General features: G+C 35.0%; 26 protein-coding genes and 3 pseudogenes. 19 read left to right on the top strand and 10 right to left on the bottom strand.

The annotated features are described in order from the left end of the window. The 3 genes from DFR56_RS17550 to DFR56_RS17540 all read right to left on the bottom strand — a co-directional run. Window positions 1-201: response regulator (locus DFR56_RS17550; RefSeq protein ID WP_146214325.1), on the bottom strand; the 201-nt coding region annotated here is incomplete at its 3' end. After that, window positions 191-1837, bottom strand: coding sequence for a GAF domain-containing sensor histidine kinase (locus DFR56_RS17545; RefSeq protein WP_110396757.1), 1647 nt, complete (start codon window positions 1835-1837; stop codon window positions 191-193). The genes DFR56_RS17550 and DFR56_RS17545, both read right to left, overlap by 11 nt. A 183-nt stretch (window positions 1838-2020) precedes the next feature. Then, on the bottom strand, window positions 2021-2749 hold the full coding sequence (locus DFR56_RS17540; protein ID WP_110396756.1) for a hypothetical protein: 729 nt from the start codon (window positions 2747-2749) through the stop codon (window positions 2021-2023). A gap of 330 nt (window positions 2750-3079) precedes the next feature. On the opposite strand from DFR56_RS17540, the gene DFR56_RS17535 reads away from it, so the two are divergent. Next, complete coding sequence (locus tag DFR56_RS17535; protein ID WP_110396755.1) at window positions 3080-3292, top strand: hypothetical protein; 213 nt, start codon at window positions 3080-3082, stop codon at window positions 3290-3292. Window positions 3293-3451: 159 nt separating this feature from the next. Here DFR56_RS17535 and DFR56_RS17530 read toward each other — a convergent pair whose 3' ends face one another. The 5 genes and pseudogenes from DFR56_RS17530 to DFR56_RS17510 all read right to left on the bottom strand — a co-directional run. Continuing rightward, the gene (locus DFR56_RS17530) at window positions 3452-4276 is read right to left on the bottom strand and encodes an ion transporter (RefSeq protein ID WP_110396754.1); all 825 of its coding nucleotides are present in this window, start codon (window positions 4274-4276) and stop codon (window positions 3452-3454) included. A gap of 223 nt (window positions 4277-4499) precedes the next feature. Further along, a complete protein-coding gene (locus tag DFR56_RS17525; protein ID WP_110396753.1) occupies window positions 4500-5084 on the bottom strand; it encodes a DUF6434 domain-containing protein in 585 nt (194 codons plus the stop codon). Window positions 5085-5534: 450 nt separating this feature from the next. Beyond that, window positions 5535-6647, bottom strand: a complete 1113-nt coding sequence (locus DFR56_RS17520; protein ID WP_110396752.1) for an alpha/beta hydrolase family protein — start codon at window positions 6645-6647, stop codon at window positions 5535-5537. Between the two features lie 38 nt (window positions 6648-6685). Then, the gene (locus DFR56_RS17515; RefSeq protein ID WP_110396751.1) at window positions 6686-7483 is read right to left on the bottom strand and encodes a helix-turn-helix transcriptional regulator; all 798 of its coding nucleotides are present in this window, start codon (window positions 7481-7483) and stop codon (window positions 6686-6688) included. A 226-nt stretch (window positions 7484-7709) separates the two neighbouring features. Continuing rightward, window positions 7710-7811 (bottom strand): annotated as a pseudogene (locus DFR56_RS17510) (helix-turn-helix transcriptional regulator); the annotation flags it as partial. 330 nt (window positions 7812-8141) lie between these two features. Between DFR56_RS17510 and DFR56_RS17505 the strand changes: the two are divergent. The 8 genes from DFR56_RS17505 (at window position 8142) to DFR56_RS17460 (ending at window position 13950) form a co-directional block, all read left to right on the top strand. Continuing rightward, on the top strand, window positions 8142-8552 hold the full coding sequence (locus tag DFR56_RS17505; protein WP_158525694.1) for a YwqH-like family protein: 411 nt from the start codon (window positions 8142-8144) through the stop codon (window positions 8550-8552). Beyond that, complete coding sequence (locus DFR56_RS17500; RefSeq protein WP_110396749.1) at window positions 8553-8834, top strand: YwqI/YxiC family protein; 282 nt, start codon at window positions 8553-8555, stop codon at window positions 8832-8834. A 42-nt stretch (window positions 8835-8876) separates the two neighbouring features. After that, window positions 8877-10538: a T7SS effector LXG polymorphic toxin gene (locus tag DFR56_RS17495; protein ID WP_158525693.1), complete on the top strand. Its 1662-nt coding sequence runs from the start codon at window positions 8877-8879 to the stop codon at window positions 10536-10538. Window positions 10539-10552: 14 nt separating this feature from the next. Then, complete coding sequence (locus DFR56_RS17490; RefSeq protein WP_110396747.1) at window positions 10553-10936, top strand: hypothetical protein; 384 nt, start codon at window positions 10553-10555, stop codon at window positions 10934-10936. Window positions 10937-11410: 474 nt separating this feature from the next. Beyond that, window positions 11411-11911 carry an HNH endonuclease gene (locus tag DFR56_RS17480; RefSeq protein WP_110396745.1) on the top strand — a complete coding sequence of 167 codons (501 nt, stop codon included), beginning with the start codon at window positions 11411-11413 and terminating at the stop codon, window positions 11909-11911. A gap of 14 nt (window positions 11912-11925) precedes the next feature. Further along, window positions 11926-12375, top strand: a complete 450-nt coding sequence (locus DFR56_RS17475) for an SMI1/KNR4 family protein (RefSeq protein ID WP_110396744.1) — start codon at window positions 11926-11928, stop codon at window positions 12373-12375. A gap of 642 nt (window positions 12376-13017) precedes the next feature. Beyond that, complete coding sequence (locus DFR56_RS17465) at window positions 13018-13395, top strand: hypothetical protein (RefSeq protein WP_146214320.1); 378 nt, start codon at window positions 13018-13020, stop codon at window positions 13393-13395. Between the two features lie 261 nt (window positions 13396-13656). Beyond that, entirely contained in the window at window positions 13657-13950 is a 294-nt protein-coding gene (locus DFR56_RS17460; protein WP_110396741.1) for a polymorphic toxin type 28 domain-containing protein, read from the top strand. 358 nt (window positions 13951-14308) lie between these two features. On the opposite strand, the gene DFR56_RS17455 is transcribed toward DFR56_RS17460, so the two are convergent. After that, a complete protein-coding gene (locus DFR56_RS17455; RefSeq protein WP_110396740.1) occupies window positions 14309-15835 on the bottom strand; it encodes a malate:quinone oxidoreductase in 1527 nt (508 codons plus the stop codon). Between the two features lie 552 nt (window positions 15836-16387). Here DFR56_RS17455 and DFR56_RS17450 point away from each other — a divergent pair. Both DFR56_RS17450 and DFR56_RS17445 read left to right on the top strand, forming a co-directional pair. Further along, window positions 16388-16795 carry a MarR family winged helix-turn-helix transcriptional regulator gene (locus DFR56_RS17450; protein ID WP_110396739.1) on the top strand — a complete coding sequence of 136 codons (408 nt, stop codon included), beginning with the start codon at window positions 16388-16390 and terminating at the stop codon, window positions 16793-16795. 57 nt (window positions 16796-16852) lie between these two features. Then, entirely contained in the window at window positions 16853-18124 is a 1272-nt protein-coding gene (locus DFR56_RS17445; protein WP_110396738.1) for an MFS transporter, read from the top strand. A gap of 410 nt (window positions 18125-18534) precedes the next feature. Here the strand turns inward: DFR56_RS17445 and DFR56_RS17440 are convergent, their stop codons facing one another. Beyond that, complete coding sequence (locus tag DFR56_RS17440) at window positions 18535-19497, bottom strand: helix-turn-helix transcriptional regulator (RefSeq protein ID WP_110396737.1); 963 nt, start codon at window positions 19495-19497, stop codon at window positions 18535-18537. A gap of 110 nt (window positions 19498-19607) precedes the next feature. Here DFR56_RS17440 and DFR56_RS17435 point away from each other — a divergent pair, with 110 nt between their 5' ends. The 8 genes and pseudogenes from DFR56_RS17435 to DFR56_RS17400 all read left to right on the top strand — a co-directional run. Further along, window positions 19608-20087, top strand: a complete 480-nt coding sequence (locus DFR56_RS17435) for a GyrI-like domain-containing protein (RefSeq protein ID WP_110396736.1) — start codon at window positions 19608-19610, stop codon at window positions 20085-20087. A 22-nt stretch (window positions 20088-20109) separates the two neighbouring features. Beyond that, window positions 20110-20583, top strand: coding sequence for a phage tail protein (locus tag DFR56_RS17430; protein WP_110396735.1), 474 nt, complete (start codon window positions 20110-20112; stop codon window positions 20581-20583). Between the two features lie 470 nt (window positions 20584-21053). Next, window positions 21054-21263, top strand: coding sequence for a hypothetical protein (locus DFR56_RS17425; protein ID WP_110396734.1), 210 nt, complete (start codon window positions 21054-21056; stop codon window positions 21261-21263). A gap of 341 nt (window positions 21264-21604) precedes the next feature. Next, window positions 21605-22594, top strand: a complete 990-nt coding sequence (locus DFR56_RS17420) for a thiamine pyrophosphate-dependent dehydrogenase E1 component subunit alpha (RefSeq protein ID WP_110396733.1) — start codon at window positions 21605-21607, stop codon at window positions 22592-22594. Between the two features lie 103 nt (window positions 22595-22697). After that, complete coding sequence (locus DFR56_RS17415; RefSeq protein ID WP_110396732.1) at window positions 22698-23720, top strand: alpha-ketoacid dehydrogenase subunit beta; 1023 nt, start codon at window positions 22698-22700, stop codon at window positions 23718-23720. Window positions 23721-23744: 24 nt separating this feature from the next. Next, complete coding sequence (locus tag DFR56_RS17410; protein WP_110396731.1) at window positions 23745-24848, top strand: dihydrolipoamide acetyltransferase family protein; 1104 nt, start codon at window positions 23745-23747, stop codon at window positions 24846-24848. A gap of 406 nt (window positions 24849-25254) precedes the next feature. Next, window positions 25255-25658: pseudogene (gene tnpA, locus DFR56_RS17405) on the top strand (IS200/IS605 family transposase). A 10-nt stretch (window positions 25659-25668) separates the two neighbouring features. Then, window positions 25669-26123: pseudogene (locus tag DFR56_RS17400) on the top strand (RNA-guided endonuclease TnpB family protein); the annotation flags it as partial.

Here is a 26123-nt window from a genome sequence, read left to right as displayed (position 1 = left end):
AGTTGCTTCAATTCCGTCCATTACTGGCATCATCAAATCCATTAACACGATATCTGGTTTTAATTTCTCTATTTTTGCAAGTGCCTCTTTACCATTTGTAGCACTTCCAACAATTTCAATGTCTTTTTGCGTATCTAGAAAAAACTTCAATCCTTTTAGCACAACGAGATGATCATCCACCAGTAATACTTTAATCGCCATGTTGCTCACCCTTTTCAACTTTCCATGGAATCATTACCGTAATGGTTGTTCCTTTTCCAGGAATACTATAAATGGAAAACGATCCACCAGCAATCTCTGCCCGCTCCCTCATTGAAGTAAGTCCCAATGTTCGTTTTCTATGTATCTCACTTTGAGCATCAAAACCTCTGCCACTATCGGAAATACAAAAGAAAAGATAGGGAGCTTTTATTTGAAGTTGGATCAATACTTTTTGTGTATTTGCATGTTTTTTTACATTGTTTAACGCTTCCTGCCCGATTCTCCAAAGTGTTTCTTCTATTTTCATTGGTAAATGATATACTCCTTGCACAAAATCGGTGACAGTTAATTCAAGTTTATTTGCATCATTTTTAAGTGCTGTAATAAGGCCTTCTTCTAGACCAACTGGGCGTAATTGCCAGATTAATGACTTCATCTCAATTAATGCACTTTGGGCAGTTTCATGTATTTCCTTTGTTGCCTCTAAAAGTACGTGTTCATCTTGTGAGATCATTTCTTTCATCCCATTACTTGTTAAAGACAATGAAAAAAGTTTTTGATTGACCGAATCGTGTAAATCTCTAGCAAGCCGATTTCGTTCATTATATAATAAAAGTTCTTGACGTTTTTCATTTACAATGATGCTTTCTATCGCAAGGGAAATATGGCTTGTAAGGGCCTTTAATACAGCAATATCACTACTCGAGAAGGAATTATATTTTTCACCTGCAATGAACAGCGCACCTTGTTGTCCCTCTTTTAACGATAATAAAGGTACGGTAACAGAAGATGGATAGTTAGGAAACCCCAAAGAACGCATGAACCGATGAGTAGATTTATTTTCAACTACTTTTTTTTCCAAAATTGCTTTTGCAATGTCGTGATCGCTATCAATTGGTATGTCATTTGTATGATGAAGATCAATCCTTTTATTTACAGCTTGTAAACGATAGCCATTTCCTTCTTTCATATAAAAAGCAATAAAAGGCCATTGAAACAGAGAATCACATTTTTTAATTATTTTTTTCGGAAATTCATTCAAGTCAGTGAGTCCCCAAATGAATTGAACGACTTGATCGAGCAAGGCAAAATTTTCTGCACGTTTTTTCTGGGATTGAAACAATCTTGTTCGTTTTACTGCAGTACCAATTTGAAATGCAACAGATTGAAGTAAAATGAGTTCATCATCGGAAAAATATTTTTTATTAGGAGCTGCAACATTTAATAATCCAAACTGTTCACCTCCCGCTGATAAGGGGACTGTTGCATGGTGAGTTAACCCATTTGTTTCTCCCCAATCATGGAGAAGCGCATTTTCCAAACGTTTACAACTAATAATGTTAACCGGCTTCGTTAAGTTTCCATCCCAATATTCATCCAAGCAAAAGCATGTCCCTTTACACATTGGTTGATTATTTCCCCACGATAATGCAGGTGGTAAATCATGACTTGCCATGAATGTATAATAGGGTTTTTTATTGTCAACGAGAAAGATCCATCCCGCCGTTAAATCCATCATTTTTAAAAGTTTTGGAAGAACAGATTGGAGCATATCTTCTAAATCGTTCGAACGGTTTAATGTTTCAGCAATAACTTTTAACACTTTTAAATCCTTCTCTTCTACATCATCAAGCAACGTTCTCACCTACTTTATCAAACTTGTATACATTGATACCATTCTGCTGTTACTATGTATCTTTCTTATACACTAATAAGGTAAAAAAGAAAAGAGACCTTCGTATACTTAATTAAGAAAACCTCTCCTTCATATCGAGTGAGACTAATACGAGTCATTATTAGCAGAAGAGATTTTGAAAGGTTAATCATCCATTTCTCCTGAAGTAACAAGTTCTTCAACTTGCAATACTTTCGATAGAACGCGGATGAATGCTTCATAATCAGAGGGATTTTGTGCATGTTTTTCATGGTAATATGTTAAATAAATTGCTATATCCTTACTTGCTTCTAGATCAAAATGATAAAAATCTAATATTGGAAAATATAATCGATTTCCTATTGGAAGTAATGTTCCCATGACTATTTCCCCTTTTTTTGCTGGTGTAGCAGTTGGGTCATATACAATAACATCTAGCGTTTCTTTCGTATATATATCGACAACTACTATTACTTGTTCATGATATAAATATTCAACGTAATAAAATGTAGGGATTGCTTTTTCCCATTCTTTTAACCAGGAGATGATGAGTGGTTTTTTATTTAGTTTTACTCGATTACAGGCAATATAGTTCTCTACATGACTAAAACGATCATCTTGATTCGATTCATATAGCATCCGCCACCAAAACAAATGATGAAATAATGCTTCTTCTTTCTCTTCATTTACTTGATGGGCATCGATAAATTCTTGTATAAGATAGGCTGACGCTCGGTTATTTTGGGTTAAATATTTTGTAAAGTCGCGAAGTTCAGAAATCATTACCTTTTTGTTTTTCGTTGATATTGGATAATCGTTATTAAACTGTTTTGTATATGCTAAAGATTGCCCGAATTCAACTACATTTCTATTCAGTTTTCCACTATTTTTCATCAAACTCACCTTTCTACACGGAAGGTTATTTTTGTCCATTTTTTCTAAACGATTAGGGAATTCTGAAGTCAGAAGGGAATAAAAGAGGTTATTGAAAAGGTATGTTTCTTATGTGTATGCCTTCATTGTAAATTATTTCAAAAAGTTGTCAATAGATAAAAATTTAAAATTCTTTTTTTGCGAAGAAGGATTTTCGCTTATGTCTTTCTAAAACGTAGGTAAAATGCAATGTTAGAAAACAAACGTCATTATTCATTAAAACCAAATATTTATGATCAAAAAAATATTCCTTTCTTTTTTGGTTATATTATCCACTAGGAGGTGTAATTGATGGAAAAGAAGAAAAAGGAATCATTGAATGACCGGGTTAATGCAGAGCTTGCTGGGATTGGTCTGTATGGAACGACTTCTAATGAGGAAATTGCCGGGTATCAAACAAGTGGCGATATTGAAAATGCTGGTCAACTTGATAAAGGATTTAAACGTCCTGAAGGTAAGGGCGGCGCACAAGCATCTTTAAAGGATAACAAAGAAAAAGAGTAAATTATGTTTGGACGTTCACGTAAAAAACGGGACTAAAAAGTCTTTAGCAAAAGAAAAGACCTCTTATTATTTAATCTTGGAAGAGGTTTTCATTGGCTTAACAAAAAAGATCCTATTTTTATTGTAGGATCTTTTTCAAAGTGATAGCTATCCATCTTTTTAATCTCTTGATTTATTTTCCCTATTTAGAATCAATTGTTTTAATTCTTGAATTTCCCTTTTAATCTCTTGGTTTTCTTTATTTAATCGCTCAAACTGTTCTTTTTGATCACTGTCATCTTCCTGTCCCAAATAACTTAAAATAACTGCAACAACTAAGTTTAAAATAACTAAAGCACCAATAATAATAAAAGAGACAAAATAAACCCACGCCCACGGTATTTCACTCATCACTGGTCTTGCCACTTGGCTTGCCCATGATTCAAATGTTACGACTTGCATCAAAGTAAACAGAGAAGCATGAAAACTACCAAAAAATTCATTAGGAAGGACTTCACTAAAATAGGTCGTGCCAATAATAGCGTAAATGGAAAAAATCAAAAAGGACAAACCTAATATCCCAGTTAAGGCTGGCACAGATTTCATTAAAGCATCCACAATTTTTCTTAATGCAGGAACCGCAGGAATCATTCTTAGTAATCGTAAAACTCTTAATAACCGCATCACACTTACGAATGGCGTTGTATAAAAAATTAAACTGCCTAAAACGATAATGAAATCAAATATATTCCATTTAAAAGAAAAGAACCTTTTAAAACCAAGTCCATATAATTTTAACAATAGTTCAATTACAAAGACCCACACAATAATATTATCTAAAACTAGTAAAAATTGATTTCCTATTAAATACGTCTCACCAATGATGATGAGTCCATTTAATACAATGATACAGATAACAATAGTCTGAAAGTTTTTCGTTTCAACTAATTGTTTTACTTTTTCTTTCCATGTTTCTTTTTTAATTCCATCGTTTTTGAAATCCATTTCTCGTTATCCACAATCCCTTTCTTCTTTCTGATTTACTTATTGAATATTCAGGGTAATTGAACTATAAATAGAATAAATATGTTTCTTCAATCTCAATAGTTCAACGTTATTTTAGCACAAAGAAAAGGCGGGATATAGAAATTATATATAAAATTAACACAACATTATTATAGTTGAGAATTAAGAACTATAAACGGATGATTTATTAGGGAATAAAAGACTATTTTTTATCACATGAATGACTTGGATTATATCTATTACTCCCAGGAAGTTTCTTCATATGATTCCATGCTTTGATCGCTTCTTCACGACTTTTTCCCTTATTTTGGGGGTCAGCAAAAAAATCACGAATAAATTGATTATACTCAAATTGAGGTGCAATATTTTTCTTGTATGAAGGATCTTTCTTCCGTTCTTCTTCCTCATTCCAAGCATTTACAACGTCACGATATGTTTTTCCAATATTGTTTTTAAAGTAGTTTTGAATGTAAGTGGAAAAATGGAATTTAGGGATTACTGTTTTGAAAAAAGCTCTCACATCTTGACTACAACGATGATCTTCCGGAATCACTGTATCGAGGCTTAATTCTGTTTGTGCAACTTTCCTTTTATTTATCCTCGGTCTTCTAGTTGGTTTTATAATTTCTCCTGTTTGAAGAAATGTTGCAATTCGATTGGTAATCTCTAACTTGGAACCGGTTGGACTAATGCCATTTTCTCTACAAAAATATTGCAATTCTTCCTTTAACCAATAGAAATCTGTAAAACTTTTCAAGCTAATTTCCTTTGTCAGTCTAGGTCTCATATGCATCACCTCCACACCCGATTAAGAATGTGTGTTCTGTTAATTGTAATTGAAAAGAAAAAATAACACAAATATTTTTATCCTAAGAAAGAAGAAAGGCGAAAAAATTGCCCGTTCTTGTGTAACATTTGTCTTACGTACTAATTGCAAACAATTTATTTTTAATTTAAAAAATATAATAATCACATTTATTTCTAATAATATTTTTTAAAAGCGAATGATTAAACGGGCTGTTCACTTGATACTGACAGATTTTTTGATATACAGTCATACATTTCCACATAAATATTAATGTTTCCATAATATTTATGCGGAAATGTTGTACAACCCTATAATATAGATTTTTATATATCGGAAAACAAACTGGAAGTAAGGACTGAAACATTTGGTCCGTAAATAAGTTTAAAGACATATTTATACAGGAATTAGTTATTTTAATTAATTTTCAATCTAATAATTTTCCCGAAGCCAAGTTAAAATGTATTCTAGTGCTAATTCATAATTCCCCACCTGGCAATGCTGTTCGCCACCCTCTTCCTCAGTAAAAAGTCTGCTTGTCACATCTGCATGTGATAAATGATCTGTCAGATGATCATGCTGCCATAGTGGAATATAGTGATCCTGTTCCCCGGCTAGAAGTAATACTTTTTGATCAATTTTATGAAGCAGACCTTTTAAAGTATGTTTTTTGATAGAGCGATAAAATTCATAGGGGGTTTTAGTTCCAGTTATATACATTCCATGAGAAAGGGCCCAATCGGCTAATGGATCTTTTTTCATTTTACTTTTAACTAAGCGATTGATTGTTTTTTCAAATTTACCATGAAATAATAATTTAAAAACTATTTTAATTGGTTGTCTCATTAAACTGAATTGAACATCAAGTCCGTCATAGCAACCACCAAAGCTAATCACATGAGTAATTCTCTTTTCAAAAGCGGCGGCTCTGAGCGCTAAAAACCCACCCCATGAAATTCCCATTAATGCAGCTTGATCCACTTTAAACCAATCTAAAATAGCCCCGACTGTGTTTTCCCATTGTTCATTGAATTTCATATGCTGTCTAAGCGTCTCTCCCTGGCCTTCGCCTTCAAACAATAAAATATGATAACCCGCCTTAATAAATAAATGACAGATTGGATAGAATTCTTCAATAAATGAATCATATCCTCCATGAATTAAAAGGGTTTTACCTGATGATTGCGAGCCTAATGATAAGCATGGTATATATCCATTTTTGTATGGGACTTTATGCTTCTCAATGGAAGAATTTCCTTTTTCAAACATCTCCATCATTTTACGATACATGATATCCTTTTCTGGGCGGTTATCCTTAAGCATAAATTCTGCCATACGATAATAATACATGCTATGAATGTATCTTTTCTCTTTTTCGGCTACTTCAGCAATGTTTCTCCATTGCTCATACCATGTTTCAGTATCAACAATTTTTCTTGATATTGAATAAATTTCCTCTTTTTTACACGCAATATCACCATGAGATAAAACTCGGTTTGCTTGATAATTAAAGTTAACATCATCAAATATGTTTTCAAATGTCATTATGATCTCCTCCTATGCAATACTTTAAAGGAGGGCGATTATAAAAACATGAACGAGATGCTTGTTTTATGTTTGCTCTGGAAGATTCGTTTAGGACTGGTTCCAAAGTTTTCTTTAAAAACGCGGGAAAAATGGGCAGCATCGGAAAATCCATATTGATGAGCTACCTCGGTAATTGTTTTATTTGAAGCTGCTAGGTTTTTTGAGGCGAAAATGAGTTTTTTCCAGGTCAGATACTTCATAACTGGAATATCCATTTCTTTTTTAAATAAATTGGCTAAATGTGACTTAGATAAGAAGACACTACTCATAAAATCTTGGTAACTCAAATCTTGAATATGATTTGATTGAATGTAGTTAATCATTTTTGTAATTCTGCTATCAGGTTTATTTGCAGGACTAGTATCTGACAGTAATTGGTGCAAAACAAGAGATGCAACTTTTTGTATGTTTTCGACTGTAACATCTTTGCTAAATGTTTTAACTTGTTGATCCATTTGCGGATTATCAAAATTGATAATGGGCTCTTTTTGAAAATAATAATATTTGATTCTTCTACCTATATCGGATTCTGGTTTAATCAATAATGACAATATTTTACTGTCAGAATGCACAATGTGGTCTATATAACTACCAATTAAAACTTGTCCTTCAGTTGTTTCTCCATTAATCTCCAGTTTATTTGTTGGGATGAGTAATTGATACCAATAGTGCCGATGCATCTTTTCGTTTTGTTCTTCTCCATACATCACAAAAAGATCTTCTGCCATCCCAATAAAATTAGAATGTTTGTTTATATCACCATGATTTAGTTTGTTGTTTACATTTGAATTCATTGCTCTATACTCCTATCTTGAAACTTAAAGATTTTAAAAGGATTAATTACTACAGGAATAAATATAGTTTTGATCAATTTGACTTGGAGATAGCTATTTACCTAGTTTTTTTTAGAAACTCTTAATGCATCTACTTTACGTAATTCTGAATTTATTGTCCAATTAAGTATTATTAATTTCTAAAGTCAATAAAATTAATTCGAATTCACAAGAACGAAAGTTTAGTTTAGAGCTTCAATTCCCCCATTCGTAAAAGCTCTACAACAGCTTGTGAACGCCCCTTGACACCTAATTTTTGAATCGTGTTAGAGATTTGCCACATAACAGTATAGAATCGCCATATAATTGCGGAGATGCGCCATATAACGGTTTAGAACCGCCATATAATTGTGAAGATCAGCCATATTATCGTAGAGCTACACAAAATAACAGGCATAACACTAAATTTTATTATGTTAATACATTCAGGACGCAAATATAAAAGCTCAAAAAATATTACTAAATAGATTTTTTTCCCTTATGCAGTCGTTAAGTCCCTTTTAAATTAATCTTCTAGTAGTTTATTACCAAATATGTACAGAATATTGAAACATCTTTGTTTTATCGACAAAACTTTGTTAAAATATTCCATACATTTAAACGAATGGAGGGATTGAAAATGCCCATATCAATTCTTTCCCAAATAAGTAGCGTAGAAAGTTCCATCTATACGTTAACCAATCAAATCTCAGATAAAAAACGGGATGTTGAGAAGTTGAAAACAACATTACGTAGTCTTGAAAGTTATTTTGAGTTATTTGTTCACTCTCAAAAAATTGTTTCTGAGCCAGAGTTAACAAACAGAACATGGCATGGGGAGTTAGCAACGGAGTTTTCACAATTTAGGTATGACGAAATTGTGAGAAGTTATTCGGCCATTCGAATGAAGCAGTTACATAGTCATATGGAAGCAATTGAAAATAAAATAAGGGAATTAAATAACCAAATGAACCATTTAGAAAATAGTGTTAGATCCAAAAGATTTATACTAGACCGATTACAGAAAGAGAGAAGGGAGGCGTATTTTTAAATGACGACGGAAATAAAAGTAGTTCAAGATCCAGTAAATCAAGCTCTTTCAGCCTTGTCTTCCTCAGCCCAAACGCTTAAAACCCCATTTTCAAAAGAGATAAGTAGAAATAACCAAATGGACCTTGTAGAAAAGATTGGTGACATAAATAAGACATATGCATCTCTTATACAACAATATCAGGCTTTATTACTGAATAATATCGAAGTAACGAATGAAACGGTTGAAGCAATAGCAAAAATGGATGAAAACATAGCTACCTTCATGATAAAAAGTCGGTAATTGTAACGATGGATAAATGAATTTTTACAGAGGAGGCTTGATGTGAAAGTTTTAGATGTTAACTCATTACATAAAGGTATCCAATCGATTCACTCAGAGATTGAAACATTGCATAGTCAAATTACGGCATTACAACGTGCGGTTCGGGGCGTAACAGAATTAGATGCAGAATTAAAAGGAAGAACAGGAGAGTCGATTCGTTCCTTTTACAATCAAATTCACCAACCTATTCTCATCTTACTTCATCAATCGTTAACAGATTATGCAAAGGTGCTAGATGGAATAAAGGGTTCGATTCAAGCATTTGAACCGAACAATCATGGATATATTGACCAAGACTTTATGGATGGAAAATTAAGAGACGGATTAGACACAACCGAGATAATGACTAATGATTTAATTGAGGAAATTAATTTGGAACTCAGCCATATAAATGATTTGATTTCTCTTGATGAGATGAGTATGTTGGAGTTAAGTCAATATTTAGCGCAAGGGCATAAGAAAATAACAACTGTTATGGAAGGACTTTACGAAGTTGATCATACGGGAACGAAGGCGTTAAGCAATGTTGAAAAAGATCTTCAATTATTAAAGAATTATTTAAGTGATATGACCATTTCATTTAAAAATGATGCAGCCATTCCAAATTATAAAGCCCTGAATGCTTTTGAAATGGGATCATATGGAGAAGTGTGGAAGAAGGTTTATGGTAATTCAACGATTAAGCAAAATGGGCTAATGGACAACGTAAAAGATTTTGTCAGTGATGAAAATTCATATAAAGGTGTTGGACTTGGGCTAGTAGATATAGGGACAGATATCGTTGAAGGAGTCATTGAACTTTTCACTAATCCAATGGGTGTTCTTTCTAGTGTTGCTCTATTTGCGACAGCTATGCAGCCAAACCAAATTGGACTACGTATGGAATTATCCACCTATATAGGGATTGCTATTACAAAGTCTTATATGAAGGATGTCGTTCATGGAGATAATGAAAGTCGTGCCCGCTGGTTTACTTATGCGCTAGGTTCAGTTGGGATTGAAGTCATTGGTCTTAAGGGTGCAGGTGCAGCAATAAAAGCCCCTGGAACGATGACGAAAATTTCCAATACAATGTCAAAAACTGCTAGTACGATGTCAAAAACAAGGAACATACTGGCTGAAACGAAATTTAATCAATTTGATCTATCAAACTACGTCTCATATTCACCAAAATACCAATTGGCATTTGATAGTTACTCTGGAAATGTTCCATACAATGTACTAGATGGGAAGAATCTTTTAAATCAGGTGCAAAATAAAAACCAGAACATTTTTGAATTTAGGGGAAATTTGAATAATAAGGGTACGGGTAACTTTGCCAATAAGAATTTTGCTTCTAGGGATTTACTAGAGTCTCATTACGAAAAACATGCCGTTAAAAACAATGAATTCCATGGTGATTATAATAATGCAGATGAATATATGCAAGGTGCTAGAGATGTTATGAGCAGTGGCACAAAGGTAAGATATCAATATAGGGGTGAAACTCGAACAGGTTACGTGAGGTTTATGGGTAACTCTCGTAAGGGGGAAGCAAAATTTGAGTTTGTAGGAACAAATGCCAATGGTGATGTTACAACGTATCATGTCAAACGCGGTAAGGATTTATGGAAATTGCTAAATAACAATAAACGCGATAAGACAATTAACCCTATGGAATAAGGAGGTGGCCTTTCATGCAATATACTGCAAAATTAATAGAATTAAGTCCTTTAATTGAAGAAGAAGCTGTACTTGAAATTAATGGACAAAGAGTGGTTGCTTTTATCAATAACTGTCCTTTTGAGATAAATCAAGGAGGACAATACCTAGTTGAAATGGAATTCGCTATACTTGATGACTTCGTAATTTCTAAGATTGATTCAGATGAAAAAGGTATTGAGCAGATAGGAGATAGTTTTTCGTATTTTATTAGAGGTACTTTGAATATTGATACTGGTAATATAGACGCAGGCATATTATTTGAGGTAGATAGTGAATTTCTTTTCGACTATGGATATCTTCATAATCAAAACGTACAAATTCGGGTGGATAGATTAAGTGTTGATTTTATTGGGTGATATGATGAACCTTGATTGGCTAAGTGCCTTTCAAGGTTTTTTTAGGGGCTACCTAGCGCAGAATAAACTTTTTATTATTTAAGGAATAGAGATAAACCTTGTAAGTTCCATATGATGTTCTACATAATACATACAACACCTTTAAAACGTATGGCCTATTTTATGTATTCTACCTCATGAAGCCGAGCCCGCTGGTCCACTTATGCGCTAGGATCAGTTGGGGATTGAAGTCATTGGTCTTAAAGGTGCAGGTGCAGTAATAAAAGCTCCTGGAACGATGACGAAAATTTCCAATACATTATCAAAAACTGCTAGTACGATGTCAAAAACAAGGAACATACTGGCTGAAACAAAATTTAATCAATTTGATCTATCAAACTACGTGTCATATTCACCAAAATACCAATTGGCATTTGATAGTTACTATGGAAAGTCCCATATAATGTACTAGATGGGAAGAATCTTTTAAATCAGGTGCAAAATAAAAACCAGAACATTTTTGATTCGGTGAGGTATTTTGGGAATACGGGTAAGAGTAATTTAAAAGTCCAATTTACAAAAGAACAGCTTGCCACTAAACCGTCATATTCGCCAGCCCCTGATAAATGGACAAAGAAAGGCGGTACAGTGAAAATTGATGAAGATGGTACTTGGGTATATTCAAATAAGAAAGGACAAACTGTAAGGTACCCTAATGGTTATCCAGATTTCACACAATATGCCCATCCTTCTGTAAAACCAGTTCAAATTGAAATTGCAAACCCAACAAATCGTCCGGCTGATTATAAAAATGCTAATTTAGAGGCAGGATTAAATAAAGATTCTAATCCTCCAGTACCAGCATTAGATAAGCCACCCGTGGGATATATCTGGCATCATCATCAAGATGGGAAAACGATGATTCTAGTAGATAAAGATATTTACAACCAATTTACTCATACAGGAGGAGTATCAACAGTTAATGGAAAAAAATAAGGGAGGATTTAAATATGGTCAAAATTGAAGGTTCTCATAAGAAACTAACTATAGAAGAAATTAAGCAGTTTGAAATAGACAATGGCGTGAAATTAACAAAAAAGTACACTGAATTCTTACTTAAATGGAATGGTGGATATCCGAACGAAAGTATATTTTCTATTTATGGAAAAATGGGAAATAGTGTTTTAAATGTATTTAATGGAATAGGTGATATGTACGATAACTTAGAGAAAGTTATCGATATATATGAATTTAAACTTCCTAAGGGCTTTATACCAATAGCGGATGATCCAGCAGGCAATGTTATATGTTTAGGTACGGAAGAACCTTATTACGACAAAATTTATTTTTGGGATCATGAACAAGAACCGGAAGATCCAGATGATATGAGTAATATGTATTTTTTAGCAAATGATATTAATGAATTCTTGGATAATTTATATGAGGATCCTGAGGAATAAAAAGAAATAGACAGGGTGGGCTTGCAAGAGCTGTATGCTCACCTTTTTTTCTTTAGAAGTAAAGTATGTGGTAGTGGGATACTAGTCGATTACGGTGGATAGATATCGCATATGGAGAAGTGTGGAAAAAGGTTTATGGTAATTCAACGATTAAGCAAAATGCGCTAATGGACAACGTAAAAGATTTTATCAGTGATGAAAATTCATAGAAAGGTGCAGGTGCAGCAATAAAAGTCCCTGGAACGATGACGAAAATTTCCAATAAATTATCAAAAACTGCTTGTACGATGTCAAAAACAAGGAACATACTGGCTGAAACAAAATTTAATCAATTTGATCTATCAAACTACGTGTCATTTTCATCAAAATACCAATTGGCATTTGATGGCCACTATGGAAATGTCCCTCATAATGTACTGGATGGGAAGAATCTTTTAAATAAGATACTAAGCTAAGGTGATAGTTTAAAAGAACGGAAAAATAATTTCGTAAGTAAAGAAGTGTACGGAACTGCACTACTCACCTCTCCGTGCTTTGTAGTGTAGCTGCTTATCCGACTATTAAAGCAACTTTTCTAGGGAGGAAGAATTACTTTCATTATTTATTTGTGCCTTGAGCACAGCGAAAGGAATGGTACTTAAAATGGAAAAAGTAATTTCATACGATGAGTTAAACTTAGATATTGAGCTAATCGAAGAAATAAAGGGTAGCAATAGAGAGTTTGAGATTTATTTTTCTAATAGTGTAAATAACAAATTTAAATTACAATTTAACAATGTTTTTGATATAAGATATTCTGTTGAAAATGGTTTCATTGATAGAGTTTCTAAAATGCCAGTAGATATCCTTAGAAATAATAGAATATTTATGCTGAAAAATTCAAGTTATTTTAATAACTTTACATACCAAATTTCTGGAACAATACCAACAGACAACATAAAACATTTCCTATTATTTGATAGAGTTGATACTGGAATAGAATTGCTTACAACAAGTGACCCGATTTTAACAAAGTTATAAAAGTTTAAGGTTTTATAATCCGTTAAAATGTCTCTATAAACATGGAATGATAATGGGTGTAAAATTATGGTGATATTTTAGACCCGATATCGAACTATTTTTAAATGAAAATTTATTAAAAGATTAATTAGTATTCCCCTCTAAAATAAAAGAAACCTTGAAAGGCAATTAGCCAATTAAAGTTTCTTTTATTTTAGGGGGCTACTTTTGTCCCGAATGAATTTTATTATTTGCAAAATATAGGTAAATTTTGTAGGTTCTATACTAGATAATATAATTGATGGACATCTAACTGAAAAAGATTTTTCAGGTACGCTTCGGGATTTACAAGGTAATCCTGTACCTAAACCTGGTGGGGGTTATTGGAATCACTTGCAAGAAATGAAAGATTCTTATAAGGGATTAAATAAAATTAAAAGAGGATTGGAAGGTTCACTGAAAAAACCAAATTTAAATAAATTCGAACGCAAATTGCTAAAGGATGGGTTAGACAAGGCAAATAACAATATTAAGAAAATTGAAGATTTATTTGCCCCATATGGAGGTATAAATTAAATGTCAATTAATAATACAATTGGTCAGATTTATGACTTACCCGCCCCAGAAATTAATTCCGAAGATAGTTGTAGGATTGAGAACTTTATTTAAAAGTAATAAAGGTATGGTAGTTATATACGGGACGATTAAATATTTGCTGAGATATGGTAAATCCCTATAAATCATCCTTTAAACTAATGTTTTTTTTTCTATAACATAGAGACTTTTTTAGAAGTATAAATTAATAGAATTATTACAAGATAGTTATGACTTATAATTGAATGTGATAGAAAAGTTAAAAGAAAAAGACGAGAGTTTTAATTTGAACCCGTCTTTTCTTTTTTTCACCTTTTCCAATAAATTATTTTTCGGCAATTTATGCTTCTTGTAGCTTACGGTTATTGTTGGAATCTTTTTGGCTAATTCCTTCTAATTCAAGTATCTCATCTGTTGTAGCATCAATTTCTTTTAAAAGTCCAGGATGCTCAACTAGAGACTTACCATAAGAAGGAATCATTTCTTTCATTTTTGGTTCCCATTCATCTATTTGTTGTGGAAAGCATTTTTCGAGTATATCTAGCATTACTTGAACGGCAGTAGAAGCGCCTGGTGAAGCTCCGAGTAATGCCGCTATCGTACCGTCAGCGTCAGTGACAATTTCTGTACCAAACTGAAGTGTCCCTAAGCCAGCTTCCGTATCTTTGATTACTTGGACACGTTGCCCTGCTACGACAATATCCCAATCTTCGGCCTTAGCATTTGGGATAAACTCACGTAATTCCTCTATACGTTTTTCATGTGATAATAACACTTGCTGAATTAAATACTTTGTTAATTTCATTTCTTTAAATCCTGCTGCCAACATCGTAAACACATTATTTGGCATAATGGAACCAAACAAATCAAAGTTTGATCCCGTTTTTAAGAATTTTGGCGAAAAGCCAGCAAAAGGTCCAAATAATAAGGATTTTTTGTTTTCAATATACCTTGTATCTAGATGTGGCACAGACATTGGCGGAGCACCGACTTTTGCTTTACCATATACTTTTGCATGATGCTGCTCGGCAATTTCTGGTTTGTTACATACTAGGAATAGTCCACTTACTGGGAATCCTCCAATATGTTTTGATTCAGGAATATCTGTTTGTTGTAATAATGGTAAACTAGCACCACCTGCACCAATAAAAAGAAATTTTGTTCTATGGTGTTGGACTCTTCCGCTTTCTAAATGAATTACTTTTACATCCCATAAACCGTCACTTGCTCGGCTAATTTCCAATACATTATGTTTATAATATAGTTCGACGTCATTATTTTGTAAATGATCAAACAATACACGTGTTAAAGCACCAAAGTTAACATCTGTTCCAGAGTCAATTTTGGTTGCAGCAATCGGTTCACTTGAAGTACGACCTTCCATGATAAGTGGAATCCATTCTTTTAGCTTTTCTGGAACATCAGAAAATTCCATTCCCTCAAATAATGGGTTATTTGATAGCGCTTCAAACCGCTTCTTCAAATACTGTACATTTTCTTCCCCTTGCACTAAACTCATATGAGGTAATGGCATGATAAAGTCTTGTGGATCACGTATTAAGTTGTTTTTTACAAGATAAGACCAAAACTGTTTTGAAACTTGAAATTGTTCATTAATATTAACTGCTTTACTTATATCTACAGATCCATCCTTTTCAGGAGTGTAGTTTAATTCACATAGTGCAGCATGTCCTGTACCGGCATTATTCCATTCGTTTGAACTTTCCTCTCCTGGGTTTTCTAGTCGTTCAAACACTTTGATTTTCCATTCCGGTACTAACTCTTTCAATAAAGCCCCCAAAGTTGCACTCATAATTCCAGCACCAATTAAAATAACGTCTGTTTGTTTCACTTGTCCGTTGCTCATTTCTACCTTCCTTATACCCTTATATTTAAAGAAAGGATGTATGCGCTTCTGCTTAAGAGTGTTGCAAGCCAAAGCCTAACTTAGTAACACATCTCTTCCATATTGATTATACCAATTATATAGAATAATAGTTTTATTAAGGTGCTTAATAAATTATATTATTTATTAATAGCATCCAATAATTAAAAGTTATATAGCTGTTGGATGGGAAGAGGACAGGTGTAAGCCACTTTACGGCTTACATATAAAGGGAAATGAGTCACTTCTTTTGAAATTGCGGGCAGTTATCTTTTTACCTAACAGTACTTCAGGGTAATGTTTATTTCATGTCAATACTCTACCTTGTATATTTTCCTTTCAATATAATATTGCATTCAAGATTTATCTTGAACCAGCAATAACATTTTTTCTCTAAACATAGCTTTTCGTATGTTTAGTTTGTGTTCTATATTAGCTACAGGAAATTGGAAACAAAGAAACTTAGAAAGTATTGCCTACTTCTATTTACGGGTATATACTAGTATTATTAAAATATGATAAAGAGGCTAAAATATGACAAATCTTAATGAGTGCTATTGCATTAATTTACGGACTGCTGCACGAAGAGTGAGTGGATCTTATAATGCTACTTTTAAGCCATTGGGCATTAATGTCGCACAATATAGTATGTTGAGAAGGATTAATCGATATCATAAACTCTCCATTACTAAAGTTGGTGAAGTGTGTGAATTGGATCGTTCAACAGCTGGACGAAATCTGAAGGTTTTAGAAAAAATGGGTTTAGTTACTTTTACCTCAGCTAAAGACAGAAGAGAAATGTCGGTCTCATTGTCGGTTAAAGGTCTTGATATACTTGAAAAAGGAAACATTCTGTGGGTTCAGGCACAAAAAAACATGGAAGATAAGTTAGGTGGAGAAGAAAATGCTAATCATTTATTAGCATTATTAAAAACACTATAAGGTATTAAAAAATGCTAACAAAAGAGGGTATATACCCGTTCGTGGAGGATTTCTAATATGAAAAAATTACACTATAGTTGGGTTATTTTATGCCTTATATTCTTTTCTATTATTGTTGCTGGCATTATTCGTTCTTCAGCTGGAGTTTTTGTCATTCCCTTCGAAAATGATTTTGACTGGAACCGCAGCACGATAACTTTTGCATTTGGATTGAGTTTATTAATGTATGGTTTATTAGGGCCCTTTATGGGTGCGCTTGTACAAATTATCGGTCTTAAAAAAATGATTTTACTATCTATGGGAACACTTATGACTGGTTTATTCTTTTCTTTATTTATGACAGAGACGTGGCATTTAGTTTTACTTTGGGGCATTCTAATCGGTGGAGGATCCTCCTTATTCTTAACAGTTCTTAGTCCAATCATAGCGAATCGTTGGTTTGTAAAACGTAGGGGTTTAGCCGTAGGAGTACTCACAGCAAGCACAGCAACGGGACAATTACTATTACTTCCTGTTGTTGCTTATATTGTAGAAAAAAGCAATTGGCGTATTTCTCTTTCCCTTATCTTGATGTTAAGCATCCTAACAATCATATTAATCACATTTTTCATGAAGGAATCACCAAAAAGTATTGGCATATCTCCATATGGTGGAGCGACAGTTCATTCTACAGAACTAGAAAATAATCAGATAGATCGAAACCCTTTTCGATTAGCGATATCGGTTTTATTTGATGCTTTTTCCTACAAAGAATTTTGGTTACTTGCTGGTAGTTTCTTTGTATGCGGGTTATCTACTTCAGGATTAATTGGTACTCACTTTGTTTCATATTGTATAGGATTTGGATTTGCAGCGGTAACAGCAGCATCCATGTTGTCTTTTATGGGAATTTTTGACCTAGTAGGGACCACTCTATCTGGATGGTTATCTGATCGTTTTGATAATCGTTGGTTGCTGTTTTGGTATTATACATTACGAGGAATTTCATTAGTCTTCTTACCAATTGCTCTTTTTGAAGGTTCATTTACTTTACTGATTATTTTTGCTATTTTTTACGGTTTGGATTGGATTGCCACAGTACCACCAACAATTAATATTGCTAGAAATGTATTCGGTTTGGAGAAAAGCGTCATCATTTATGGTTGGATATTCGCTGCTCATCAAATAGGTGCTGCTGTCGCTGCATTTGGTGGAGGAGTTATCTTTGAACGCTATTATTCATATACAAGCGCTTTTGTTGGAGCAGGTATATTATGTTTATTTGCAAGTTTATGTGTCATAGTCATTCGAAAGAAGCATGGGAAAACAGAAAACACAATAGCCAAATAATGTCATATCATAAGAGATGTATTGGCTTAATAGAGAGTCGGAATTGAAGTGACTAATTTTTGTGATTTTTGGGGTGATATCTAAATGAATAACGATGGATTATGTTAGCTTAAGAAATACACACTAAAGCACTTTTTTGTGATTTTTGAAAATATATTTTAAGATGAATGTGCTACTTACACGCTTTTACCCCCCATCATTTACTAGTAAGCCTTATCATACATATTCTGGCATACGTTCGTAATAACAGGACTCCCCATTTCATAAATCGTGAAAATACTGGTTAAATGGAGTAATTAATTTGCTCGGTTAAAGGGTTTCTTACGTGCAGAACCCTTTATCTTTTCTAGGAATGCAAAAATAAAGGCAACGGACAAAATCAACATTATTTAGGTTTTAATTAGCACTGCTTATGGACAGAATAAGCTTAATCTCTTTTGCAGTCCTTCTAAGACTTCTTTTGGCATTTCCTTGACTTTGATATCCCCACCTAGGAACAAAATCCAATTTGTTATTTCGGCCAATTCTTCGGGATGATGAACATGGATAAAAGTCTTTAGAACGGCTGTTGTTTGGTAAGGATTTGTATAGGAAATGGAAATGTTTAAAGGATGGTATTTTTTGAACTGGGCTATCGCCTTTGGACCAAGTTCAAGGACAAGGTTTATAACTTTTTCCTGCTTACTTAGCTTTTCTAAAACCTTTTTCCTACTTAATCTTTTTTTCGGAAGGTATGGTTTGACTTCCGTCAGATTGTCGACAGGGAAAAACTGTCTTTTTTCAGCTTTTAAGTCAAAGCCCTCTAGCAGCCAGAGACCTTTTTCATGATAAAGGTGCAAGAGATAAATTGGATAAGTCTTTAACTCCTTTTTTACTTTCGTGGTAATCAATAAATGGCTATCCAAAAGAAGGGTTTGGATGAGTTTTTCTAACATAGGATGAGGTAGATCTGACAACTCAAGTAAGTCGGGATTATTGGGGTTGCTCCCTTCAAAAAGTAAGATTGAATTTAAAAAAACTAGATCATCTTGCTGGCTTTCTGAGATAAGGCCTAGTAATTTTTCAGCTAAAGACTGACGAATCTTTAGATAAGGGAGTTGTTGATTTCTCGTTGCCATAAAGGCAATAAAAAGAGCTTTGATCTCATCATCGGTAAAGCGAATAGTGGGCAGGACAGAGTTGTTCATGACAAAGTAACCTCCATTCCTTCCAACCTCAGCGACAAGTGGCATCCCCATAGCTTCGATTTCTCTAATATCTCTAATAGCTGTCGAACGAGAGATATTAAATTCTTGCATAATTTCAGAAATGGTAAAGTGGGCACGGTTGTTGATATACCTCATAATAACATTAATTCGTTCAACTTTTTTCATTGGAGTCTCCTAAATAGTATCATTTTTTGACATGATTTAAAGTTATTATAAACCCATCAAGTGAAAAGATAAATCATTTGATACATTTTAAAAAAAGGCAGGTTTTGAATATGGCAGATTATACGATAGAAGAAAAAGACGGCTTTACCGTTTTAGGTATTGGAACTGAGCTTACGAGCGATTACACAGATTTTGCTGGGATAAACAAGGAAAAGGTAGACTTTTGGCAGACCGTCCAAGAAGATGGAACGCTAGACACCTTAAAAGCTATAGCTATAAATGATTACATATTTGCCGTGAATGAAGCGGTGAATAACAAGATGATGCATTATGCTGGCGTTATGACAGAGGAATCCCTACCAGAAGCATCTAGAGTTATCCAATTTCCTAAGGGGGATTACCTAGTTGTGAAAGGGGAAGCGAAGACGTCCGATGAATTGCATCTCACACTTACTGGCATTGCCTTTGGTGAAGCATTAGCCGCTGTAAATGATTATGCCTATGTTGGTGGACCAAATGCAGCAGTTGTGATGGGCGAGAGAAACGGCGTTGTATTTGGTGAAATGTGGATTCCTGTTGTTAAGAAATAAAGAGATAGTAGGAGGAATGGAATTGTCCTATATCGTTGATTTTAAAAATGTGTCTACGGTTGGTTTAGAGTCTTCCCCTGTAGCGGATGCGCTTGCTGGTTTACGTGCTAATGAGGCCCGTTACTTTATGAACAAATATAAGCATGAATTTACGGTAGTCCCAGCTAGCGAAAGCCAGAAAACTCTTGAGGATGTGAACCGAATTTTGAAGGAAGAACGTAAGATTGAGTTTGCGGCCAAACCTTTAGAAACGTCGCGTTTTCAAGTCGAAAATATCAAATGGACTTTCGTCTTTTATGAGGATGGGCTTGGGATCAACGTCATGTATACAGTTGATGATCCTAAAAAACGGGCCGTTGGTCTGAAGCTGTCCGAAGGGATGGAGGTACCAAAAGAATTAGAAGGAAAGTTTAAGTTTGCTAGGCAAAAGTCTAAACTAGCTGGAACTATTCGGGGCTCGTTTTTTGTCATTAAAGGGGGATATGAAAGGGAGTAAAACTTGCAAGTCGAGATTTTTTCTTTGGATCAGAAAATCTTGATGGAGCAAAAACAATCATATGTTCATCTAGGTATTCCAATGACCAACCAGCACCTTTTCATCAAATGAGAAGGTGCTGTTGCTTTTCCATCAAAATTTCATTTTTCTTCTATAAAATGAAATGATATTTACTTGGAGTTTCTGTAAATTGGAACTGCACTCATACAAAACCTATACAAGGCACATAAACCAATTGGTAATGAGGATACTTTGGACGTTGCAGACACAAAGATTTTGTTTTACACTATTTATACATTAGAAGTAGCTTTGAATTTGTGCCCATATAGTAGGAGCGGAAAAGAATAGAAACGATGATCCAAACTAGTGTAATAAGTCAGCACTTGAATCGTATCTTCTGCACCGTAACGGGTGGAAAGTCAATGCACGTTCGAAAATATGTAAAACGATGAAAGAAAAGGGGAAATGTTATGGCGATTATTGATGTGAAAGCTGCAAAGAAGTGGAACCAAGTCCCTAAAGATCTCCAGCGAAAAATTATTGAAAATGTATTTTGTAGCGATTGTTTTGTTACAACAATAGTGGATTATTCCTTGCGCGATGATCCCCATGGCGTATTGCTTGAAGGCAAATGTAAAAGTTGTGGTAAAGCTGTTGCAAGATTAGTGGAAGAAATATAATTTGTAGCCCTTGTTCTTATGGATAGGGGCTTTTTTTAGTTGAAAGCGTACGAATCAGAGTGAGAATGACCAAGTCGAAATGAAAATCCAACCTCGCTCTAATACGAATTCACGATTTAGAAACAAAATTGTACGTTAATCAAAATAATGTAATGAAGTTTGGATGAAATTACATGAAGCTGTATTGCAAGCATGTTGTCTATTTAGTATGATGAAAGGTAAGTAAGCGCTATCATTCACTTTTCCCATAAAGGAGATGATGAAAAAATATATACCTAATCGATTTCTGAGTGTCGTAATGTTCCCTGTGTACTCTGTATGACGAAAAAGGAGGAAACAAAATGGGTATTCCGATAGAGAAGTTATTATGGATGTACGAAATGATGGTTAAGATTAGACATTATGAAGAGACGATGGAAGAGGTCTATATGGAAGGAAAAACTCCTGCTTTTAATATTGGGGCTGGAACGGTTCCGGGAGAGATGCATTTGTCGAATGGACAAGAACCTGCAGCAGTTGGGATTTGTGCACACTTGACGAAAGAAGATACAGTCGCTTCCCCGCACCGTCCACACCATCATGCGATTGCAAAAGGAGTAGATTTAAATAGAATGACAGCAGAAATGTTCGGAAAAGAAACAGGTCTTGGAAAAGGTAAAGGCGGGCATATGCATTTATTTGATCCAAATGTGAAATTTGCATGCAGTGGGATCGTTGGGGCCGGGATTCCACAAGCTGTAGGCGCGGCACTTGCTGCGAAAAAGAGGGGGACAGATGCAGTTGCCGTCGCTTTTATTGGAGAAGGTGCGGCAAACTCAGGTGCCTTTCATGAATCATTGAATTTAGCTGCTTTATGGAACTTGCCTGTCATTGTCGTTGTAGAGGATAATCAGTACGGAATTTCGGTGCCAAAAGATGCAGCAACAGCAGTAGAGTCGAACCATTTACGTGCACCTGCTTATGGAATCGTTGGAGAGCGAGTGGAAGACAACGATCCAATGGAAATGTATAAAGTATCGGAGCGCGCCGTCGAGCGAGCACGAAATGGGGAAGGGCCGACAATTATTGAAATTGAAACATATCGTTTTCTTGGACATTTCCAAGGAGATCCAGAACTTTATCGCGGAGAAGATGAAGTTCCTACTTTGCGTGAAAAAGATCCGATCGGCAGGCTGAAAGAATATATTTTATTAGAAGGATTAGCTGACGAAGCGGAACTTACAGAACGTGAAAACCGTGTGAAAACATTAGTCGATGAAGCATATCAGTTTGCAAGAGAAAGTGAGTATCCTAAGCCTGAAGCGGCACTGGAAGATCTTTTTAGCAGTTAAAAAAGATGAAACTTTTTTGACTTGCATACGTGCAACCATAAAGGATTGCGTGATAAAGAAAATTTTCTAATAACGCCTTAAAAAGATGAAGGAGGATCACGTAATGGAAACTGCAAAAAAACAGCGTTTATTGACTGGAAATAAAGCGATGGCCGAGGCGATCGCGCTTGAAATGGAAAAAAATGATGACGTATTTGTATTGGGTGAAGATGTCGGAAAGTATGGGGGAATTTTTGGTTCGACGGAAGGGCTGTTGGACAAGTTTGGACCAGAACGTGTTATGGACACGCCGATTTCTGAAACTGCATTTATCGGAGCGGCAATTGGGGCGGCAGCAGAAGGTATGCGTCCCATTGCGGAGTTAATGTTCGTTGATTTTTACGGTGTTTGTATGGATCAAATTTATAACCATATGGCAAAAATTCCGTATATGTCCGGGGGAAATGTGAAAATGCCGATGGTGCTGATGACTGCGGTAGGTGGAGAGTATAATGATGCCGCACAGCATTCACAGACGCTTTACGCAACATTTGCCCATCTACCCGGCATGAAAGTGGTCGCACCAACAACCCCGCATGATTTAAAAGGGATGATGACATCGGCAATTCGTGATGATGACCCGGTTGTGTTTATGTTCCATAAGACACTGCAAGGTTTAGGGTGGATGGACCAACTGGATGCATCTGTCGGACATGTTCCAGAAGAAGCTTATACAGTGCCGTTAGGAAAGGCGAAAGTTGCTCGAGAAGGCGCGGATGTTACCATTGTTGGCATTCAAATGATGACCGTCTATGCACTAGAAGCTGCTGAGAGACTGGCGAAAGAAGGTATAAATGTCGAAGTTATTGATCTACGTTCGCTTGTTCCACTTGATAAGGAGACTATTTTGGAATCGGTTCGGAAAACGCATCGACTACTCGTCGTTGATGAAGATTATTTATCGTACGGAATGACAGCGGAAATTAGCGCCGTTGTTGCCGAGGAAGCATTATATGATCTTGATGCACCGATCAAAAGACTGGCAATTCCAGACGTTCCAATTCCGTACAGTCGTCCACTGGAGCAGTTTGTTGTTCCAAGTGCGGATAAAATCTATGAAGCAGTAAAAGAAATGCTAGAAGAATAATAGCTTTCAAGGAGTGCAAAAATCATGGCAGAAATACTACTTCCAAGAATAGATAAAAACTATGAAGAAAGTTCAATCATATTTTGGCATAAACAAGAAGGGGACGTGGTCCAAAAAGGTGATGTTTTGGTTGAAGTCCAGACAGAAAAAGCAGTTAGTGAATTAGAAGCAGAAGAGGAAGGTATTTTAGAGAAAATTATTGTGAAACGAGGCGAGGTAGCAACTGTCGGGGATGTTTTAGGGATTATTGCAGCAGAGGGAGCGGAAACGTCAAGTAAAGTAATCTCTGAATCTGCCGTGGCAGCTATCATTGCAAAGGAACCTGCTGAACGTTCCTTCGTAAGAGTACCTCCGCGTCTCCGAAAACTAGCAAAAGATCTGAAGATAGATTTAACGAAAGTTCAAGGATCCGGAAATGGCGGAAAAATTACAGAAAAAGATATTCGTCATTTTGCAGAACTTGGTGGGTCAGACCCGGGTGAAAAATTAGCAGGTATTCGGAAAACAATTGCGACCCGGATGAAGGAAAGCCTCCAAAATAGTGCCCAACTAACGGAAACCGCTTATGCTGATGTGACAAAGCTCGCAATAAAGCGGGATAGTAAGAAAAAGATGAGCTGGAACAGTTGGATTTTGTACGCTGTCATTCGGGCGATCAAAGAACATCTATATATGAATGGTACGTACGAAAATGAAGTATGGAAACAGAGTGAAGAGGTCCATTTAGGAGTGGCAACAGATACGGAGGAAGGGCTATTTGTTCCAGTAGTGGAAAATGCCGGACAGTATTTGTTAGCCGAACTAGATGAAGTGGTAAGTGAATTGGTTCGATCTGTACATGACAAAAATATCAATCCAAAACATTTATCCGGAAGCACATTTACAGTCACGAACTTAGGCGCATTTGGAATCCACTTTTTCACGCCAATCATTAATCCACCTGAAGTTGCAATTCTGGGACTTGGAAAAATTGAATCCCACTTAGTACTTGAGGATGGACAAGTAACAGAAAAAAAGAGATTACCACTAAGTTTAACATTTGATCATCAAATGATAGATGGTGCTCCTGCCGCAAGATTTTTACAAACATTGATTGCGTACTTAGAGAATCCGGAAAAGCTAGAATAGCAGAAGTTCGTCTCCCTACGTCCTGAGTGGGGAGATTTTTTTAAATACAAAAGTTGGTTATCCTGACAGGAAGAAATTAGATGAATATAGATAAATACATACAATTGTTTTTGGTCAAATAGAAAATGACTCTATCGAAATTTAGAATGAACTTTCTTTACAACATGAACTAGGAATTTTTTTGAGAAATGAAATAGATAAGCCTTATAAAGTTTATTTTGAACATCGCTTTTTTTATCAATTAGCCGAGCATACCCGTGATTTCGTGGGATGAATCGGCTTCGATTGAAGCACAGCCTTGGCTATGTTATTCAATCGACATATGTTAACTAAAATATATTTCTAAATGTTTTTACGTATCGATATGTAATTGTGCATATGTTAAAGTATATTTGAGGTGTTTTCAATGTCTGACATACATTACGGACGTGGTTACGTCTATTCGATTCAATACCATTTAGTTTGGTGTGTTAAATATCGTCATGATATTTTGCACGGTCCAAATAGATACGGATGTGAAAACGTTATTAAAACAAATTGCAATAGATAATGACATTCAGATTGTAGAAATGGAGTCTGATCTAGATCACATCCACTTACTAATAGACTGCAAACCCCAACATCACATTCCAAGTATTGTAAAAGCTTTTAAAGGTGTGTCTGCACGACTACAATTTAAAAAACATCCAGAACTAAAACAACATCTTTGGGGTGGTCATCTATGGAATCCTAGTTACTTCGTGGCTACTGTAAAGTGAAAATACAGAAGAACAGATACGACAGTACATTCAAAATCAAAAAAAGAAATGAGGTGAGTTACGTGTTGCGACATAAAGCATCTAGCTTTAGAATCTATCCGAATCAAGCCCAACAGATTCTAATCGCTAAAACTATCGGTTGTTCACGTTTTGTCTTTAACCATTTTTTGAGTTTGTGGAATGAAACGTACAGAAATACGGGCAAAGGATTAACTTATCACGCTTGTGCTACTATGCTCCCTCACATGAAAAAGAACGAAGAAACCAACTGGCTGAAAGAAGTAGACAGCGTTGCCCTCCAATCATCTTTGAAAAATCTTTCTGATTCCTTTTCGCGCTTTTTCAAAAAACAAACAAATAAACCTAAATTCAAAAGTAAAAACAACTCCATTCAAAGTTACACAACGAAAAATGTGAACAACATATTTCCGTGCACAAAAACCGCTTAAAATTACCTAAACTCGGCTTTGTAAAATTCGCCAAGAGTAAAGAACTAAAAGGACGAATAGTAAATGCG

The organism is Pseudogracilibacillus auburnensis (assembly GCF_003201975.1).
GTDB classification, from domain to species: Bacteria; Bacillota; Bacilli; order Bacillales; family Amphibacillaceae; genus Pseudogracilibacillus; species Pseudogracilibacillus auburnensis.
The sequence above is the reverse complement of the archived record's forward strand: the minus strand, read 5'-3'. Positions and strand labels throughout refer to the sequence as shown.